The organism is Arthrobacter terricola (assembly GCF_004354015.1).
Lineage (GTDB): Bacteria > Actinomycetota > Actinomycetes > Actinomycetales > Micrococcaceae > Arthrobacter > Arthrobacter terricola.
In genome coordinates this window covers 49,956-66,849 of record NZ_SMRU01000016.1, presented here as the reverse complement: position 1 = coordinate 66,849, position 16,894 = coordinate 49,956, and the positions used below count along the sequence as shown (strand labels likewise).

The following is a 16,894-nucleotide window of genomic DNA, read 5'->3' as shown; positions in this document are numbered from 1 at the left end:
CGCCTACATCCACAGGCTCGTCACGCCGCCCGCGCCCTGCACTTGCACGGGCACGGTGCTGCCGATTGTGTTGCCGTTGCCGAGTTGGCCTTGGGCGTTGTAGCCCCAGGCGCGGACCGTTCCATCACTGAGCAGCGTGAAGACATCGTAGATGCTGGCGCTGAGGGATTTCACTCCTGCGAGGCCCTGCACTTGGACCGGAACGGAACTGTTCGTGATGGTGCCATTGCCAAGTTGGCCATACCAGTTGGCGCCCCAGGCCCGGACCGTTCCATCCGTGAGCACCGCGAAGGCTGAGACTTCACTGGCGGCAATGCTGGCAACTCCAGTGAGGCCCTGGACCTGGACGGGAACGCTGCTGTTGGCGGTGCTGCCGTTCCCGAGTTCGCCGTAAGTTCCCAAGCCCCACGCCCAGGCCGTTCCGTTCCGGAGGACTGCGTACGCCGTTCCGCCGTTCGCCGCGAAGGACGCTGCGCCGGCGAGCCCGTTCACCTGGACCGGGACACTGCTGTTGGACTTGCTCCCGTTGCCAAGCTGGCCGTAGCCGTTGAACCCCCAGGCCCGGAGGGTCCCGTCTGCCAGTACCGCCCATGCGCTGCCGTAGCTGGCCGAGACCGTCGAAACGCGAGCCAGGCCTTGGACTTGGACAGGGACGGCGCTATCCGTCGTGGTTCCGTTGCCCAGTTGGCCGGACTGGTTGGATCCCCACGCGCGGACCGTGCCGTCGCTCAGCAGCGCGTAGGCCGATCCGCCGTTGACGGTGATGGCGGCCACGCTGCTGAGCCCGGTGACTTGGACCGGAGTGTTGCTGTTGGTCTGTGTTCCGTTGCCCAGCTGTCCGGACGAATTGTCGCCCCAAGCCCACACTGTGCCGTCTGCCATCAATGCGTACGCCGTGCTCCCGCTCGCGGCCACGGAGACGGCACCGGACAATCCGGTGACCCGGACGGGAACGCTGCTATCCGTCGTCGTACCGTTGCCGAGCTGGCCGAATCCGTTTCCGCCCCACGCCCAAACGGATCCGTTCGTGAGCGCCGCGTACTTCGTGGTTTGGCCTTGGGCTGCCATGAAGATCCCATTGAGTCCCGCTACGCCAACCGGCACGCTGCTATACGAGGTCGATCCGGACGCGCCGAGTTGGCGATTGTAGTTGTCGCCCCACGCGCTGACTGTCCCGTTGGCCAGCAACGCGAACGCCGTTCCCCTCCCAACCGTCATGGCGGTCGCTCCGGCAACACCACTCGCTTGCACCGGGCTAGTGCTGTTGTTGGTGGATCCGTTGCCGAGCTGCCCGGCCTGGTTGAGTCCCCATGCGCGGACCGTTCCGTCGCGAAGTACGGCATACGCGGCCATCGTGGTGGAGTTTGCTTTGTCCACGGAGACAAAGGCTGCGCCCGTGATGCCTGGGATTTGGACGGGGGCGGTGCTGTTAGTGGTGGTTCCGTTCCCGAGTTGCCCGGCCTGGTTGGCGCCCCATGCCCGGACGGTCCCGTCGCCCAGGACGGCATACCCGGTGCCTTTGCTCGCGGTGATGGATGCGACGTTGCTCAAGCCTTGGACGCGGACGGGGCTGTTGTTGTCGCTCGTGGTTGCGTTGCCGAGCTCGCCCGATCCGTTCACGCCCCACGACCGCACCGTTTTATCGGACAGGAGGGCATACGCGTTCGAGTTGCTCGCCACAATGGACATTACCCCGCTAAGGCCGGAGACCTGCACGGGAACGTTGCTGCTGTTAGCGGAGCTTCCGTTGCCGAGTTGGCCGCTCGAATTGTCTCCCCAGGCGCGGACGGTGCCGTCGGACAAGAGCGCGTACGCCGTGAAATCGCTGGCCGTAATCGATGCGACGCTGGTGAGGCCGGAGACCTGGACCGGCGTGCTGCTGCCCGTGCCGGTGGTGCCATTGCCAAGTTGGCCGACGAAGTTGGAGCCCCACGATCGCACAGTTCCGTCACGCAGCACGGCGTACGCTCCGTTATAGGTGGCCGTGATGGACGCGACGCCGGAGAGCCCCGGAACCTGGATCGGCGTGCTGCTGGAGGTGACGCCGGTGCCGAGCTGGCCGGCGGCGCTGTCTCCCCACACCCGGACGGTCCCATCGGACAGCAGGGCGTATGCCGTGCGGCCGTTGATCGTGATGGATGTGACTCCAGATAGCCCGCTGACCTGCACCGGACTACCGCTGTCGGTTGTGGTGCCGTTGCCGAGCTGGCCCTGCCCGTTGTAGCCCCACGCCCGGACCGTCCCGTCAGACAACAACGCGAAAGTCGTGGCGCCGTCGCCCGCGATCGCCGTGACACCGGACAAGCCGGAGATACCCGCCGGGGCGGCAACGTAAGGCACGGTCCCGTTGCCGAGTTGGCTCGAGCGGTTGTCGCCCCACGTGCTCGGAGAGCTGCTTGACGATCCGGCGAGGAAGTAGCCCGCGACGTCGGCGATCAACTGGGTGGCGCCCGCGGAGCGGTTGAACAAGGCGATCTTTCCGTCGCCACCGAGGGGAACGGTGACGGAGCCCGGAATGGTCTGGCCCGTCGAGAAATTGATGTTGGACGCGTTAGGGCGGGGGGTTCCGGAGGCGTAGGCGGTGATGAACCCGAACGATTGCGGGGCTGTCACGGTGAGGTTGAAGACAGCTGCTGCCGCGCTGGCGGGGATCCCGCTCACGCCGCCCACGCGGAAGGACACAATACCGTCAGGACCGGCGGGTGCGCTGTTTCGCGTATCAAGGAGCCGCGAGGGCGTTATCGGAACGAAGACGCCGGGCGCCGTCGGGGTCCCGGCAAGGTAGTAGCCCGCGACGTCGGCGATCAGTTGGCTGGCACCGGAGGAGCGGTTGAAGAGGACCACTTTGCCGTCGGCGCCCACTGGCACTGTCACCGAATTCGGCACGGTTTGATCGGCCGCGAAGTTGATGTTGGACGAGTTGGGCCGCGGCGTTCCGGAAGCGTAGGCGGTAATGAACCCGAACGACGTCGGACTCACCACCGTGAGGTTGAACGTCACCGCGGAAACGTTCGCGGGAATGCCGGCGACGCCGCCGACTTGGAAGGACACCGTCCCGTCAGGACCGGCAGGGGAGGAGCCGCGCGTATCCAGGAGCCGGGCCGGGGTGATGGGGACGAACGCTCCCGCGGCCGTGGGTGTTCCCGGGAGGTAGTAGCCGGAAACGTCCGCAATGAGCTGGGTGGTGCCTGACGAGCGGTTGAAGAGTACAACCTTCCCGTCGGCGCCCACAGGAACGGTGACCGAGTTCGGGATCGTTTGGCCGCTCGAGAAGTTCACGTTGGACGCGTTCGGCCGGTTGCCGCCCGAGGCGTACGCCGTAATGAACCCGAAGGACTGCGGGGCCGTGACGGTGAGGTTGAAGACCACGGCGGCGACGTTGGCCGGAATGCCGTTGACGCCGCCCACTTGGAAGGACACAGTTCCGTCCGGGCCCGCCGGCGCGGAATTGCGGGTGTCGAGAAGCCTGGCAGGCGATATGGGAATGAACGCGCCCGGGGTGCTCGGCTGCCACGAGGTCCCCGTCACCGCGACGGGCGTGGTTGCCGGTCCCCCTTCGACCGAAGCGACTGCGCTCGGCGCGGCGAGTCCCGAAACCACCAGCACAACACCCAAGGCAACGGCGAGCCCTGCGGCCTTTCGGCGCAGCCTTGCACGCAAAGAAACCATGAAATCCCCGAAATGACATGGCTCCCGATGACGGACGAGCCGCTATTGATCCTCGCGAAAATTACCACACGGCAGCGCAGCTAGCGCGTCAGCTTCGCACTGTCCGGATGCTGATCGCCGATGTGTCCGGGAGCGTTGGCGGCCAGGACCCGTTGGACAAAGGCGCTGTACTCTTCCATGAAGTGGCGCAGCATCGCGGCCGTGCCCTCATTCAAGACTGACCCGTCCTCGGCATAAGCCGCGGCGTCGTACTTGATGTAGGCCTCCGGAGCGTTGAGTTGCGGTGCGTCGAGGAAGCTCAAGACGCTGCGCATGTTGGACTGCATCACGGCTGTTCCGATGCTGCCCGGAGAGGTGCCGATGAGGCCCGTGGGCTTGCGGGCGAACGAATTTGTACCCCAAGGACGGGAACCCCAGTCGATCGCGTTCTTCAGGGCACCGGGGATGGAACGGTTGTATTCGGGAGAGACGAACAGGATGCCGTCCGACGCCGCAATCGCGTCCTTGAGCGCACGGCCCGCAGGTGGGTACTCGGCGTCGTACTCCGGGCTGTAGAGGGGAAGGTCCTTGATGGGGATCTCCGTGAATTCAAGCTCTTCCGGTGCCACGCTGATAAGCGCCTTGGCGAGGACCCGGTTGATGGAGTGGCTTGAAAGGCTGCCGACGAAGTATCCGATCTTGTACGTTGCCATAGCTGTGTTCCTTCCCGACGGCGCGGCCGGAACCGGCTCATCGACGGTACGGTAACTGGAGGCTCCCAGCCACAGCGAGCTTAGTGGAGCCTACGGCAGATGTGAATGGCCACGGCCGCAGGCATGCCCCCTCCCGCCAGGGCCTTTCCAGCCTTAGACTCAAGCCAACGATGGCTCGGACCGGGGACGTTTCGGGAAAGGAGCACGGGTGAAACTCGGCATAGCGAGGGAACGCCTGGAGGGCGAACGGCGTGTGGCTGCGACGCCGGAAACGGTCAAGCAACTGGCGGCGCTGGGACTCGAAGTGCTCGTCGAAAGAGGTGCCGGAGCGGCCGCGGGACACCACGACGAGGAATACCGCCAAGCCGGCGCAGCCATCGTTTCAGACCTGGCGCTGGGCACCCTTGACGTGTTCGCGCACGTCCGGCCCCTAGAGCCAACGACGGCGGCTGCCCTGCACCGCGGCGCGGTCACCGTGGGACTGGCCTCGCCGTCGTCGGAACTTGCCACCGTCCGGGCGCTCGCAGAGGCGGGAGTCACGTCCTTTGCCCTCGAACTCGTGCCGCGCATCTCCCGCGCGCAATCGATGGACGCGCTCACATCCCAAGCGCTCGTGACCGGCTACCGTTGCGTGCTTGAGGCAGCCATGCGCTTGCCCCGCTTCTTCCCCCTGTACATGACCGCGGCCGGAACCATCCCGCCCGCCCGCGTGCTGGTGCTCGGCGCCGGAGTAGCAGGGCTCCAGGCGATCGGCACCGCGAAGAGGCTGGGCGCGAGGGTCTCCGCGAACGACATCCGGCCCGCCTCCGCCGACGAGGTCGCCTCCATGGGCGGCACGTTCATCAAGCTCGACGTCGAAACGGCTGAGGCCTCGGGCGGTTATGCGCGCGAACTCAGCGCGGACCGCGGCGCCCTGCAACGCCAGCTACTCGCCCCGCACGTCGCCCAAGCCGACGTACTGATCACGACGGCGGCCGTCCCCGGAAGGCGGGCACCGCTCCTGGTGAGCCTCGACATGGTGCGGCAAATGCGCCCGGGATCGGTCGTCGTCGACCTCGCCGCCGAATCGGGTGGAAACGTGGAGGGCTCGGTGCCTGGCCTCGACCTTGAGGTTCCCACCGTGGACGGCCAGGGAGTGGTCATCCTGGTGGGCATGAAGGACGCGGCATCGTCGATGCCCGCGGATGCCTCGCGCCTGTACGCGAAGAACGTCGCCAACTTGCTGGCACTGATGGTCCGCGACGGCGCCCTCGTTCCCGACTTCGACGACGAAGTGGTGGCGGGTGCCTGCCTGACGCACGACGGCGTGGTGCGGCACGGTCCCACCGCCGAGGCACTGGGAGCCGTCGAGTCAGTAGGCTCCAAAGATTCGGCGAATGAAGGGGTTTCCTAATGGACGGCATCGCGCTGCTCACCATCACGGTGCTGGCTGTCTTCGTGGGCTTCGAAGTGGTTTCGAAGGTCTCGAGCACGCTGCATACGCCCCTGATGTCCGGAGCGAACGCCATCCACGGAATCATCCTGGTGGGCGCCATCATCGTGGCCGGGCAGGCCTCCGATCCGTGGGTGCTCGCCGTGGCGTTGCTCGCCGTCGTGCTCGCGACCGCCAACCTCGTGGGCGGATTCGTGGTGACGGACCGCATGCTCGAAATGTTCCGTGGCCGCAAGAAGCAGCTTCCAGCCAAGAAGCCCGAAGCCGTGGATGCCAAGGCCAAGGAAGGGACGCGATGACCCTCATCGATCCCGTGTGGACCTCCCTTCTATACCTTGCCGCGGCCGTGTGCTTCATCCTCGCGCTCAAGGGCTTGAACTCTCCGCGGACCGCTCGGCGGGGCAACCTCGTGGGCGCATTTGGTGCGGCGCTCGCCGTCGCCACCGTCTTTTTCTCGGTCAAGATGGACAACGTTCCTTGGATCCTGGGCGCGATGGTGGTTGGCTCCGGGGTGGCCGCGCCCGTTGCCCGCCAGGTGAAAATGACCCAGATGCCGCAGCTTGTGGCCTTGTTCAACGGAGTCGGCGGTGGCGCCGCCGCGCTCGTGGCGCTCCTCGAACTCGGGCACACCGAGGACGCCGCGGTGCGGGTAGCCATTGTGTTCACCCTGCTGGTGGGGGCCGTGTCCTTCGCGGGGTCGGGCATCACGTTTTCCAAGCTGCAGGAGCTCATGACCACCCGCCCCGTGGTGTTCCCCGGCCTCCCGCCCCTCATGGCAGCCGTGCTGCTCGCTGCGGTGGCTGCCGCCGTCGGGGTTGTTTTCAGCGGCTCGCTTACGCTCGCTTTGGTGCTCGTGTTGCTTGGCCTCGCCGCCGGCGTCCTGCTCGTGCTGCCGGTAGGCGGCGCGGACGTGCCGATCGTCATCTCCCTGCTGAACGCGTTCACCGGATTGGCGGTGGCCGCCTCAGGCCTGGTGCTCGGCAATGTTTTGTTGGTGGTGGCTGGCACCTTGGTGGGTGCGTCCGGCACTATCCTGACCCGGGCCATGGCGGCGGCCATGGGCCGCAGCGTCGCGGGAATCCTCTTCGGCGCGTTCAGGGGAGGCTCGACGGCGGGTTCGACGGCGGTGAGCGATCGTCCGGTGCGTTCATCCAGCGCGGAGGACGTCGCGGTGCTCCTGGGCTACGCGCAACGGGTCATCATTGTGCCGGGCTACGGGCTCGCGGTTGCCCAAGGCCAGCACACAGCGGCGGAACTGGCGCTGGCGCTTGAGGAGCGGGGGATCGACGTCGATTTCGCGATCCACCCCGTCGCCGGGCGGATGCCGGGGCACATGAACGTCCTCCTCGCCGAGGCGAACGTGCCCTACGAGTCGCTCAAGGAAATGGCCGAGATCAATTCTGAGTTCCGGACCGCGGACGTCGCCTTGGTTGTCGGCGCGAACGACGTCGTCAATCCTGCCGCGAAGACCACGGCAGGATCGCCGATCTACGGCATGCCCATCCTGGAAGTTGCCGATGCACGGCAAGTCGTGTTCCTCAAACGATCGACGCGCCCGGGGTTCGCGGGGATCGAGAACGACCTCATGTACGAGCCGCAAACCACCCTTTTGTTCGGCGATGCCAAGGATTCCCTGACCAAAGTGCTCAGCGCGGTCAAGGCTTTGTAGTTCAGACGCCGAGGCACTCACTGATCTGTAGGGTTCCCCCGCGAGCAATGAAGGGGTGCTCGGCGAGTAGGGCGCGGGCGGCGTCGAGCGATTCGGCCTGGATGATCGTGTAGCCGGCTATCTCGGCGGCGGGTGCGGGCTCGCCGGCTGCCAGCTGGGCTACGAAGTTGACCGGAGCGCCCGGGTCGGTCACTGCGCCGCCGGTTGTTTCGACCCAAGAGAAGAACGCCTGCCTGCTAGCTTCCATCATTTCCGGTGTGGGGTGGCCCATGCCGTGATAGGTGATGAGGAACTGTGCCATTTTTAGTACTCCCTGGTGTTTGCCTGCGAGTCAGGCGGGTTGATGATTCCGAAGAAGTCGCCGCGGACACGGTGCTTACCCACTATCGCAGAACACCGACGGGACGGTAACCCACCTGGACGAATACTGGCCTAGGTGGAGCTGGGAGTTTCCGGTTTCCTTGGTTGCCCTTCGATTTCGACGTAAAAGATGGCGTGGGCGCCAATGGCCTGGAGGAGATGCGGAGCGTGGCGCGTTGGCCGGTAGTTGTGTCCGAAAGGATCCACCACCATTGTCCTTTCGAGATGGTCCACCTTGCCGAGGAAGAGATCCACGTCCTTCAGGGTCTGCACGTGGGATGCTTCCCCTTCGACCTCTACAACCCATGGGGATTTGGAGGCTTCCTTGGCTAGCTCAAGTGTGAGGGTTTCAAATATTCCGGCCACGAGGGAGTCCAATGTCGCGGGGTAGAAGCGGAGCAGTCGATGATCCTTGGGCTCCCTGTGCCGTGCGCTCTTCCATGCTTGGCGGAGCCACGTGAACTCAACCGTGCCGAACGGCGCCCCGAGGCGCAGGTTCCGGCCACCCTCCAAGGCCAGGCGGAAGTCGTTGCCCGCACGATCGAAGATGCTGGCCGCTTCGCCGACGTACTCCAAGTCTTCGAGCATGATCGCCTCGGACGGGTAGTAGATGAAATCTCCAGTGTCATCCACCACCACGAAGTCATTTGGACGGGAGCCCGGCAGCCCGGCGTCGAAAGTTGTCGTGTGGGTGAATGCATTGCGATTCATGGTGAACTCCGCTCCTGGAGAGGTCGGCTGGCCGTTGATTCCTCCTTCATGAGAGCACCCAGTGGGGGCGCCTCCGTCGGTCTTGATGGTTTCCTTACGCGAGGGGGCAGGGATTTAGCGCCCTCTTAACGGCAAGTGCGTAACAGTCGGATCCAGTGCGACCATAATTACGCAACATGGACGTGTTCTTATTACAGTTAGGTTTGCCTTACCATCATAGGCATCCCCCAACTGTTCCGGTTCCAGCGGAACATCTGAAAGGCCCCCATGAAATTCGGCTTCAAAACTGCCACGACCATTGCCGTCGCCTCGGCTTCGCTCCTGGCGCTTTCGGCGTGCAGCGGCGGGTCCGCTTCGACGTCGGGCTCCGCTTCCGGCGCCCCGGCTGCCGGTGGCGACAGCATCGTGGTCTACAACGCCCAGCACGAAAACCTCACCGGCGCATGGGTGGCAGCCTTCACCAATGCGACGGGCATCAAGGTGACGCTCCGCAACGGTGACGACCTTGAGATGAGCAACCAGCTCAGCGAAGAGGGGAAGAATTCCCCAGCCGACGTCTTCCTGACCGAAAACTCCCCGGCTATGGTGCGGATTGCGAATTCCGGCCTGCTCGCGCCGGTGGACAAGGCCACCCTGGACCAGGTTCCTTCGCAATACCGGCCTTCCACGGGCAACTGGACGGGCATCGCCGCACGTTCAACCGTGCTCGCGTACAACAAGAACAAACTGAGCGCGGATCAGCTCCCCAAGTCCCTTATGGACCTCGCCGACCCGGCGTGGAAGGGCCGCATCGGCGCGTCAACAGGAGGCGCCGATTTCCAGGCAATCGTCAGCGCGATGCTCGAACTCAAGGGCCAGGACGCTACCGAGAAGTGGCTGGAAGCGGCGAAGACCAACTTCAAGTCCTACAAGGACGACACCCCGGTCCTCGCCGGGGTCAATGCCGGTGAAGTCGACGCGGGAGTGCTGTACCACTACTACTCCTTCGTAGACCAGGCCCAAACCGGCGAGAACAGCAAGAACGTCTCCCTTTACTACTTCAAGAACCAGGATCCGGGCGCATTTGTCAGCGTCTCGGGCGGTGCCGTCCTTGCCTCCAGCAAGAAGCAGGCCGAAGCCCAGGAGTTCCTGAAGTTCATCACGGGCAAGGAGGGCCAGCAGGTCCTGCAGACCGGCGACTCCTTCGAATACACCGTCGGCTCGGACGTGCCCGCGAACCCGAAGCTCGTTCCGCTCAAGGATCTCCAGGCGCCGTCGATCGACCCGGCCAAGCTCAATAGCGACAAAGTGACTGAGCTGATGACCCAGGCGGGGCTGCTCTAGGCTCTGCTGTCTTCCTGGCGCCAGGAAGGCCGGCCTGCACTCGGTGCGGGCCGGCCTTCTGCGTTCCTTGCCTGCGCGTCAGCCGTTCTTGGTCGAAGCGAAAAGGCGTCGAAGGGTGAAGAAGCAGCCCAACGCTGCGAACAACAGCGCCATCAGGAAGTCCCCCATGTATGACGGGACGAAATTCGGGTTGTTGTTGAGGTTGTAGCCGATCAAGTCCCACGGCTCGGAACTGGTGATCAAGGAGAACGGTTGGCTGTTGATGTACTTGGCGGCATCCAGCCAAACACCGGCCGCAAAGGACAGCAGCGCGGTGGCTACGGTAATTCCGGCCACCACCCACACGCCCTTTCGACTCAAGCCCCCGGCGCCCATCACGTAGAAACGGGCTGCGATGGCAGCCGCGACAAACGTGACAATCGAGGAGATCCAGCCAAAGTTCCAAATGATCAGCCAGCAAACGACGCCGATGGGAATCGCCGGGAGCGCGAACAGTGCGCCACGTCCCACGTTCTCGCTACGTCGTGCTGGGAATGGCGGGAACGCTTGGAACGCGGGCTGCGGCGCTGCTTGGGAGCGGCTTGCTTCGGGATGCCAGGAAGGGATCTGGGGGCCGGGGGCCTCCGGGAATCTTTGCCCAAACTCGGGCCGTGGCCCTCCCGGGCCAGCCTCCGGCTGGGTGTTTTCCGGCAGGTTGGTGCTCTCGGTCATAGTCCCCCCAATATTGAACCGCTGTGAGTGTAGGGATCATCCTTGCATGCGCGCAGGGAAATTCGCCAGAGGTGGCGGCGTCCAAACCGCACGGTGGCCATCAAAGCCGCAGACTGACCCCGTTGGCGTGAAGTCCAAGCAAACCGTCCGCCAGGCTCCAAATATCCTTGCGCCTCCGCACCCCGGGCCGTAGGTTTGAGGAAGCGGACGGATGTGTCCGGGGGGCGTCGGGCGTGAGGCCGATGGTCAGTCAGTTTTAGAGAAGGAACATGCGCCGTGGCAACAGGTATTGTCAAATGGTTCAACGCCGAAAAGGGTTTCGGCTTCATTGCCCCCGACGACGGTTCGGCGGACGTCTTTGCCCACTACTCGGCAATCGCCACGAGTGGATACCGGTCGTTGGATGAGAACCAGCGGGTCCAGTTCGACGTCGTCCAGGGACCGAAAGGCCCCCAGGCGGAGAACATCAAGCCCCTCTAGTCCTAGGGGATTTCTGCCAGGAGCCGGCCCCACTGCGGCGAAAGCAAAGGGGCGCCGGCAAGCTTGAGGCAGTGCCACAACGTCACGGCCACTGAATCCAGTACAGCCACGCCGGTGGTTTCCTCCACCTCCGCGGCAATGTTGGCCCCATAGAGGTTCGTGCACAGGTAAATCAGTGCGTCCGGGTTCGAGGCCGCAAGTTCCAAGGACCCGGGCAGCATTTCTGCGTCCGTGACCCGGCCGAACGATTCGTTGTCGCTCAGGTCCAGGTGGCGATGGTCCACGGTCTTGATTCCCTCGCGGGCATAGGCCTCGATGACCGCGTTGTTGACGTCCTCGGTGTAGGGCGTGAACATGCCGATCCGCTCTGCGCCGAATGTCCTGAAGGCCTCCATGTATGCCAGCGTGGAAGTCGTGGCAGGGATACCCGTCGCCTCGGTGATTTCGCGCACCAACTCTTCGTCATGGGCAGCACCAAGCCAGGAACCCGACGTGCCGTTCCACGCGATCACGTCCACGTCGGCCGTCGCAAGCAAACCGGCGGCTTCACGCATGACCGCCGAATCGAATTGTTTGTCCGAGGAATCGTCCAGGGCGATCCGGGTGACCGGAATCCGCGTGAAATGAATCGTGACATCCTTCCGCTCACCCAGGATCCGGTAGCTCTGCGGCTCAAGGCACGTGTTGGAGGACGGCACGATCATGCCGATGCGTACGGGGCGGTTGCTTGAAGGCATGGTGGCTCCTAGAGGGAAATGGCGGACACGCCATCTTGGACAGAGGACAGGGCATCGCGGTGAGCGATGAACCCGTTGCGGGGGACGAAACGGCCAACGGGGCCGGGATCGTGGAAACCGCCGTCGTCGATCACCACGCGCCCACCGGAGACAACGACGGCGGGCCAGCCGCTCAGCGTCTTCCCCTCGAAAGGCGAGAAGTCAGTTCCCATGTGGAGAGCGCCGCCGTCGACCTCGCGTTTTTCGTCCGGGTCGAAGACGACCAGGTCGGCGTCGAATCCTGGCGCGATGGTGCCCTTGCCGGGCACGGCGTTGATGCGCGCCGGGCCGGCTGAGAACACCTCGACGAAGTCCTCCACTGTGCTGCCCGCTGCCATAGCGGTGAACGTAACGGGCATGCGGGTTTCGACGCCAGGCAGCCCGTGCGGCATGAAGCGGATGTCGTCCGTGCGCTCGCGTTTCTGCGAGAGGTCGTAGCAGGAGTGGTCCGAGGAGACCGTGTGGATGGCACCTGCGGCGAGGCGCTCCTTTAGGGCGGCCACGGTTTCGGGGCTGCGCATAGGCGGGCAGCACGCGTACCACTCCGGGAAGGTCGATCCGTAGACGGTGTCGTCCAGCGTGAGGTAGTGCGGGCAAGTTTCGGAGTATGCTTCCTGGCCGCGAACGCGAGCCTCGGTGACGAGGTCCACGGCTCCCGGGGTCGACTGGTGCACGAAGTAGACCGGCGCGCCAGTGTATTCGGCCATGGCGAGGGTTTCCTTAACGGAGATTTCCTCGGCGAGCTCCGGACGGGTGGAATGCAGGTGCTCGATGCCGATCCGGCCGTCGGCGGCGTGCTGTTCGGTGCAGTCAGCGATGATCGGATCGTGCTCGGCGTGGATGTACGTGAGTCCGTCGAGGCGCACCATTTCGCGCATGACTTTCAGGATCGTGTCGCCGTCGGCCATCGTGGAGCCGCGGTTGGTGGTGTACATCTTCACGGATCGGACGCCCTCGGCGGCGAGCTGCTCCAACTGCCAGGGCACTGTCTCGTCCCAACTGACCACGGAGCCATGCAGCGCGACGTCGCAGCGGGACTCCTCCGCGAGCCGCTTCTTGTTGAGGACCGCGTCCAAAGGCGATTCCTGGGCGTCGCGCGGAATGCCGAAGTCGATGATGGTGGTGGTTCCGCCCCACAGCGCCGCGGTGGAGGTGGTGCGGTAGTCGTCCGAGGTCCGGAAGCGGCCGGTCACTTGGGCTACGTGGCAATGGCCGTCCACTCCGCCGGGAATCACGAGTTGGCCGGACGCGTCGATGGTGCGTGCGGCTGCCGGAACCGGCTCGGTGGCGTCGACGAGCTCGGTGACGCGGCCGCCGTCGACCACTACATGGGCGGCCTGCCGCCCGAAGCTGTTGACCACGGTGCCGTGGGCGATGACGAGATCGTGGGTAGTCACGGTCTTCCTACTTTCCGGTCGGAACGGCGCTTGGGGTGCCAGTCGCGGAACTGGCGGCGGCCTGGATGGCGGTCAGGGCGGCGTCGAGGTTTTCGGACAGCCCCTGGCGGCGCTTGACGGGCGGCGGCGCGAACGCGCCTTGGCGGTGGAAACCGGACTGGAGGGCCACGACGGCCTCCGTCATGCGGATCCCCGCGGAAATCCCGTCCACAACCGGCACCGGGATTTGTCCCTCAAGTTCGCGCGCGAGTCCGGCGAGCGGGGCACCTGCGAGGATCACGACGTCGGCACCGTCCTCGGCGACGGCCTGCCGGCTGAGTGTCAGGAGGGTTTCCTTGAAGTCGCGCTGCACGCTGCCGATGCCGTTGAGGCTTTGGTTGATGGAGCGAATTGACGCGAGCCGCCCGCCGAGCCCGAAGTGCTCCACGCAGTCCCGGTACCAGGCAGTAATGCGGTCCGAGATGGCAATGATCGAGAAACGCTGGCCTTGAAGGGCGGCGGCGCACAAGGCGGCTTCGGTGATGCCGATGACGGGGACGTCGCACAGTTCCTTGAGAGCCGGCATTCCCGGATCGCCGAACGCGGCCACCACAACGCCATCTACCCGATCCGCGGCCGGATCGCTGCCGCTGTGTTCGGCGATGATTTCTGCGACGGCGCCTGCGGCGATGAGGGATTCAAAGCGGGTTTCGATGTACTCGACGCCGTGGCCTGCGGTCCGGACGATCAGCTCTGTGTCCGGTCCCGCTGAACGCCGGGCTTCGGCGTCGATCAGCGCGGTGACTTCCTCGCTGATGTTGGGGTTGATGACTAGCAGTTTCATGTTCATTTCCCTTGCAGCTTGAGTCGGTCTTGAAGCTTGGGTCGGGTTTGTGACTTGGGTTGGGCGGCGGGCGGGTTCTCGGGGAACTGCTCGCGGTACTTTCCAATGTGCGACGCCGATTGGGTTGCCGCGCGCCCGGGGTCGCCGCTCGCGATGGCGGCGTAGAGCTCGCGGTGCTCCTGGATGAGTTCGGGGAGGTCACTCACGTGGCGGAAGAGCCAGTGCATGCGGCCTTGGAGTGGTTCGAGGGCGGAGCGAAGGAAATCGTTGTTGGCGATGGCCGTGATGGCGTCGTGGAATTCGCTGTTGGCGCGGTGTGCCTCAAGGATCGAACCCTTGGCTAGGCAGCGTTCAGCTTCCTCGAGGAGCCCGGCCAGGTGTTCGAGATCCTCGTTCGTCGCGCGGGTCGCGGCCAGCCGGCAAGCGAGGACTTCAAGGGATTGGCGGACATCGAACAAGTCCTCGACGTCCTTGGGGCTGAGTCCGGCCACTTCGGAACCCCGCGACGCCCGTTCCTGGATAAGTCCCTCCTGCCGCAGCATGCGCAGTGCTTCGCGGATGGGCAGGCGCGATACGTTGAATTCGGCGGCGAGGTCCCGTTCCACCAGCCGGGTGCCGGGCGCATAGTGGCCCTCGAAGATCCTCGAACGGAGGGTGTCACGCACGGATTCCCGGAGGGGGCGATCCGCGTTGTTCGTGTCTTCTGCGGTAAGCATTTTTAGCTCCATTCGTGGTTCGTGAGGCCGTGCGCCCGGCATTCCCGGTGGCGCCCGGCCCGCGGCGGTTCAGGACCGCGGGCCGGACCGGTCAGGCGAGTTAGACCGGGAGTCGCTTGTTGTAGTCCAAGGCCAGGACGGAGACGGCCATGATGGCCGCGGACCCAACAAACAGCAGGAGTGCCCAGGTGTAGGAGCCCGTGGCTCCGACAATCAGGCCTACCACAATCGGGGTGACAAACCCGGCGATGTTGCCGCTGAAGTTCATGGCGCCGCCCAGCACGCCGGCGTTCGTGCGGCCGCCGAGGAGCGCGGGAATGGACCAGAAGAGGCCCACCCAGCGAAGGAAGAACAGCACCACGGAGAGGAGTACGACGGCGGTGATCGGGTCGGAGACGACCGTCACCCCGACGAGGCCGCCCACCACGACGACGCTGGAGAAACCGAGCAGGGTACGCATGACGAGGTTCGCCGAAGCGCCGGTCGCGCGCCATTTGTCAGCGATGGTTCCGCCGAGGATTTCACCGACGAACCCGGCACCGAAGATCACGAACGTGGACCAGCCGATGGTGTTCAAGTTGAAGCCCTTGGCCTGCGCCAGGTACAGCGGGCCCCAGGTCAGCAGGCCATAGAACACGCCGTTGAAGCCAAGCCAGCCGAAGCACATGGCCCAGAACGAACGGAACTTCAGGTAGGGGAGGAGGGCACGCTTTCCTTTGGCGCCTTCCTTTTGCGCTTCCGCGTCTTCCTCGGCGTGGGATGCCTCTATGTAGTCGGCTTCGGCGTCGTTGACTGCCTTGTGGCTGCGCGGGTTGTCCCGGACGTACCACCACACAGCCACGCCCATGAGGACCGTGGCGAAACCGGCAATGATGAACGAAGAGCGCCAGCTTCCGGTGGAGGCGATGAGCCAAGTGATGAGGATGCCGCCGAGGCCTGCGCCCAGCGGAGCTCCGGCGTCGAGGATGGTGGCGCCGCGGCCGCGTTCCTTGCGGTGCATCCAGATAGCGTTGAGCTTGCCGCCGGACGGCATGACGCCTGCCTCCGTGACGCCGATGCCCAGACGGGCGATGAACATGGTCAGGAAGCCGCCGGCAAAGCCCGAGGCCGCAGTCGCCGCGCCCCAGCCGATGCACGAGGCCGTGATCATCTTGCGGGGACCGAAGCGGTCGATAAGCCAGCCGACGGGGATTTGCATCAGGGCATAGGTCCAGAAGAAAGCAGAGAGCAGGAGTCCGACGAGCTCGGGCGCGAGGTTGAATTCCTTCTGGATGATGGGCAGTGCCACGGAAATCGAACCGCGGTCGATGTAGTTGACGGACACCAGGATCAGCAGCAGGATGAAGAGTTTCCAGCGGACGTTCGTGCGTCGCTGCACGCCGTCCTTGCCGGTTTTTCCTATTGTTTGTGTTGCTTCGTTGGATGTTTCGTTTGCTGTTTCGGTGTTTTGGAGCGACACAGCTTCTCCTTCGTGGGAGTGAGGTGCGGGGGAGCGTCGTGGAGGTATGAGCCGGGCGGGTTTCCGCCGCGATCGGACCCTCGCCGGCGGCAGCTATAGCGGCCTGGTCCTCGTTTCTGGGAGGAAGGACGCTGCCGGTTCATTGAGTCCGTTTTTGGGATCCCGGTTTGGGATCCCAAAAACAAAGTTAGATGTGACCCGAAGCACTGTCAAGGAATTTGGTATGCAAATCGAAGAAACGGAATGTGACTGTGATGGTTTTGGGTTTGCGGTTGCGGGTGCTCGGGGTTGCGTGGTCCAGCTGTGGGATACCAAAGCAGTGTCCGCGGTCCCTCGGTTCGGTGGTTCGGGTTAGTGCCGTGCGACGCAGGTTTCGCCCGGCGACGCGGAGAAAGCCTGGCGATACCGGAATACGGAATATTGGTAGCGTCAGGGATTTCCCGCGTCACTGGACGATTAGGGTGGCGTGGAATGCCCGACGGCGGCGCGGTGCGAGCGGAGCGGTGCTGCGCGCGACGTAGGCCTTACCGCGCGACGCAGGTTTTGCCTGGTGACGCTCGTCCGGCTGTGCGACGCCCAGAAGACCTGGCGATACCGGAATACTTGTCGCGCCAGGGATTTTCCGCGTCGCCGGACGATTAGGGTGGCGTGGAATGCCCGACGGCGTTGCTCGCCT

The 16,894-nt window shown here is 64.6% G+C and carries 15 protein-coding genes; 5 read left to right on the top strand and 10 right to left on the bottom strand.

Features of this window, described 5'->3' with window-relative positions; genetic code table 11:
• Nucleotides 1–3: 3 nt before the first annotated feature.
• Both E1809_RS14310 and E1809_RS14305 read right to left on the bottom strand, forming a co-directional pair.
• Entirely contained in the window at nucleotides 4–3,669 is a 3,666-nt protein-coding gene (locus E1809_RS14310) for an RCC1 domain-containing protein (RefSeq protein WP_133204913.1), read from the bottom strand.
• A gap of 80 nt (nucleotides 3,670–3,749) precedes the next feature.
• A complete protein-coding gene (locus E1809_RS14305; RefSeq protein ID WP_133204912.1) occupies nucleotides 3,750–4,361 on the bottom strand; it encodes an NADPH-dependent FMN reductase in 612 nt (203 codons plus the stop codon).
• 208 nt (nucleotides 4,362–4,569) lie between these two features.
• Here E1809_RS14305 and E1809_RS14300 point away from each other — a divergent pair, with 208 nt between their 5' ends.
• The 3 genes from E1809_RS14300 to E1809_RS14290 are packed head-to-tail and all read left to right on the top strand — an operon-like array spanning nucleotide 4,570 to nucleotide 7,462.
• Nucleotides 4,570–5,754 carry a Re/Si-specific NAD(P)(+) transhydrogenase subunit alpha gene (locus E1809_RS14300; protein ID WP_133204911.1) on the top strand — a complete coding sequence of 395 codons (1,185 nt, stop codon included), beginning with the start codon at nucleotides 4,570–4,572 and terminating at the stop codon, nucleotides 5,752–5,754.
• The gene (locus tag E1809_RS14295; RefSeq protein WP_133204910.1) at nucleotides 5,754–6,092 is read left to right on the top strand and encodes an NAD(P) transhydrogenase subunit alpha; all 339 of its coding nucleotides are present in this window, start codon (nucleotides 5,754–5,756) and stop codon (nucleotides 6,090–6,092) included. Before E1809_RS14300 ends, E1809_RS14295 begins: the two co-directional genes overlap by 1 nt.
• On the top strand, nucleotides 6,089–7,462 hold the full coding sequence (locus E1809_RS14290) for an NAD(P)(+) transhydrogenase (Re/Si-specific) subunit beta (protein ID WP_133204909.1): 1,374 nt from the start codon (nucleotides 6,089–6,091) through the stop codon (nucleotides 7,460–7,462). Before E1809_RS14295 ends, E1809_RS14290 begins: the two co-directional genes overlap by 4 nt.
• A gap of 1 nt (nucleotide 7,463) precedes the next feature.
• Here E1809_RS14290 and E1809_RS14285 read toward each other — a convergent pair whose 3' ends face one another.
• Entirely contained in the window at nucleotides 7,464–7,763 is a 300-nt protein-coding gene (locus E1809_RS14285) for a YciI family protein (RefSeq protein WP_133204908.1), read from the bottom strand.
• Between the two features lie 131 nt (nucleotides 7,764–7,894).
• A complete protein-coding gene (locus E1809_RS14280) occupies nucleotides 7,895–8,533 on the bottom strand; it encodes a hypothetical protein (RefSeq protein ID WP_133204907.1) in 639 nt (212 codons plus the stop codon).
• A gap of 267 nt (nucleotides 8,534–8,800) precedes the next feature.
• Between E1809_RS14280 and E1809_RS14275 the strand changes: the two genes are divergently transcribed.
• Entirely contained in the window at nucleotides 8,801–9,856 is a 1,056-nt protein-coding gene (locus E1809_RS14275) for an iron ABC transporter substrate-binding protein (protein ID WP_133204906.1), read from the top strand.
• Between the two features lie 78 nt (nucleotides 9,857–9,934).
• On the opposite strand, the gene E1809_RS14270 is transcribed toward E1809_RS14275, so the two are convergent.
• Nucleotides 9,935–10,567, bottom strand: coding sequence for a hypothetical protein (locus tag E1809_RS14270; RefSeq protein WP_133204905.1), 633 nt, complete (start codon nucleotides 10,565–10,567; stop codon nucleotides 9,935–9,937).
• Nucleotides 10,568–10,843: 276 nt separating this feature from the next.
• On the opposite strand from E1809_RS14270, the gene E1809_RS14265 reads away from it, so the two are divergent.
• Nucleotides 10,844–11,047 carry a cold-shock protein gene (locus E1809_RS14265; RefSeq protein ID WP_133204904.1) on the top strand — a complete coding sequence of 68 codons (204 nt, stop codon included), beginning with the start codon at nucleotides 10,844–10,846 and terminating at the stop codon, nucleotides 11,045–11,047.
• A 2-nt stretch (nucleotides 11,048–11,049) separates the two neighbouring features.
• On the opposite strand, the gene E1809_RS14260 is transcribed toward E1809_RS14265, so the two are convergent.
• The 5 genes from E1809_RS14260 to E1809_RS14240 form a co-directional block, all read right to left on the bottom strand.
• Nucleotides 11,050–11,784 (bottom strand): maleate cis-trans isomerase family protein, encoded by a 735-nt coding sequence (locus E1809_RS14260; protein WP_133204903.1) that lies wholly within the window; start codon nucleotides 11,782–11,784, stop codon nucleotides 11,050–11,052.
• An 8-nt stretch (nucleotides 11,785–11,792) separates the two neighbouring features.
• Nucleotides 11,793–13,220, bottom strand: a complete 1,428-nt coding sequence (locus E1809_RS14255; RefSeq protein WP_133204902.1) for an amidohydrolase family protein — start codon at nucleotides 13,218–13,220, stop codon at nucleotides 11,793–11,795.
• 7 nt (nucleotides 13,221–13,227) lie between these two features.
• On the bottom strand, nucleotides 13,228–14,043 hold the full coding sequence (locus E1809_RS14250) for an aspartate/glutamate racemase family protein (RefSeq protein ID WP_133204901.1): 816 nt from the start codon (nucleotides 14,041–14,043) through the stop codon (nucleotides 13,228–13,230).
• A gap of 2 nt (nucleotides 14,044–14,045) precedes the next feature.
• Nucleotides 14,046–14,759: a GntR family transcriptional regulator gene (locus E1809_RS14245; protein ID WP_133204900.1), complete on the bottom strand. Its 714-nt coding sequence runs from the start codon at nucleotides 14,757–14,759 to the stop codon at nucleotides 14,046–14,048.
• 100 nt (nucleotides 14,760–14,859) lie between these two features.
• Nucleotides 14,860–16,218, bottom strand: coding sequence for an MFS transporter (locus E1809_RS14240; RefSeq protein WP_133204899.1), 1,359 nt, complete (start codon nucleotides 16,216–16,218; stop codon nucleotides 14,860–14,862).
• Nucleotides 16,219–16,894: the final 676 nt, after the last annotated feature.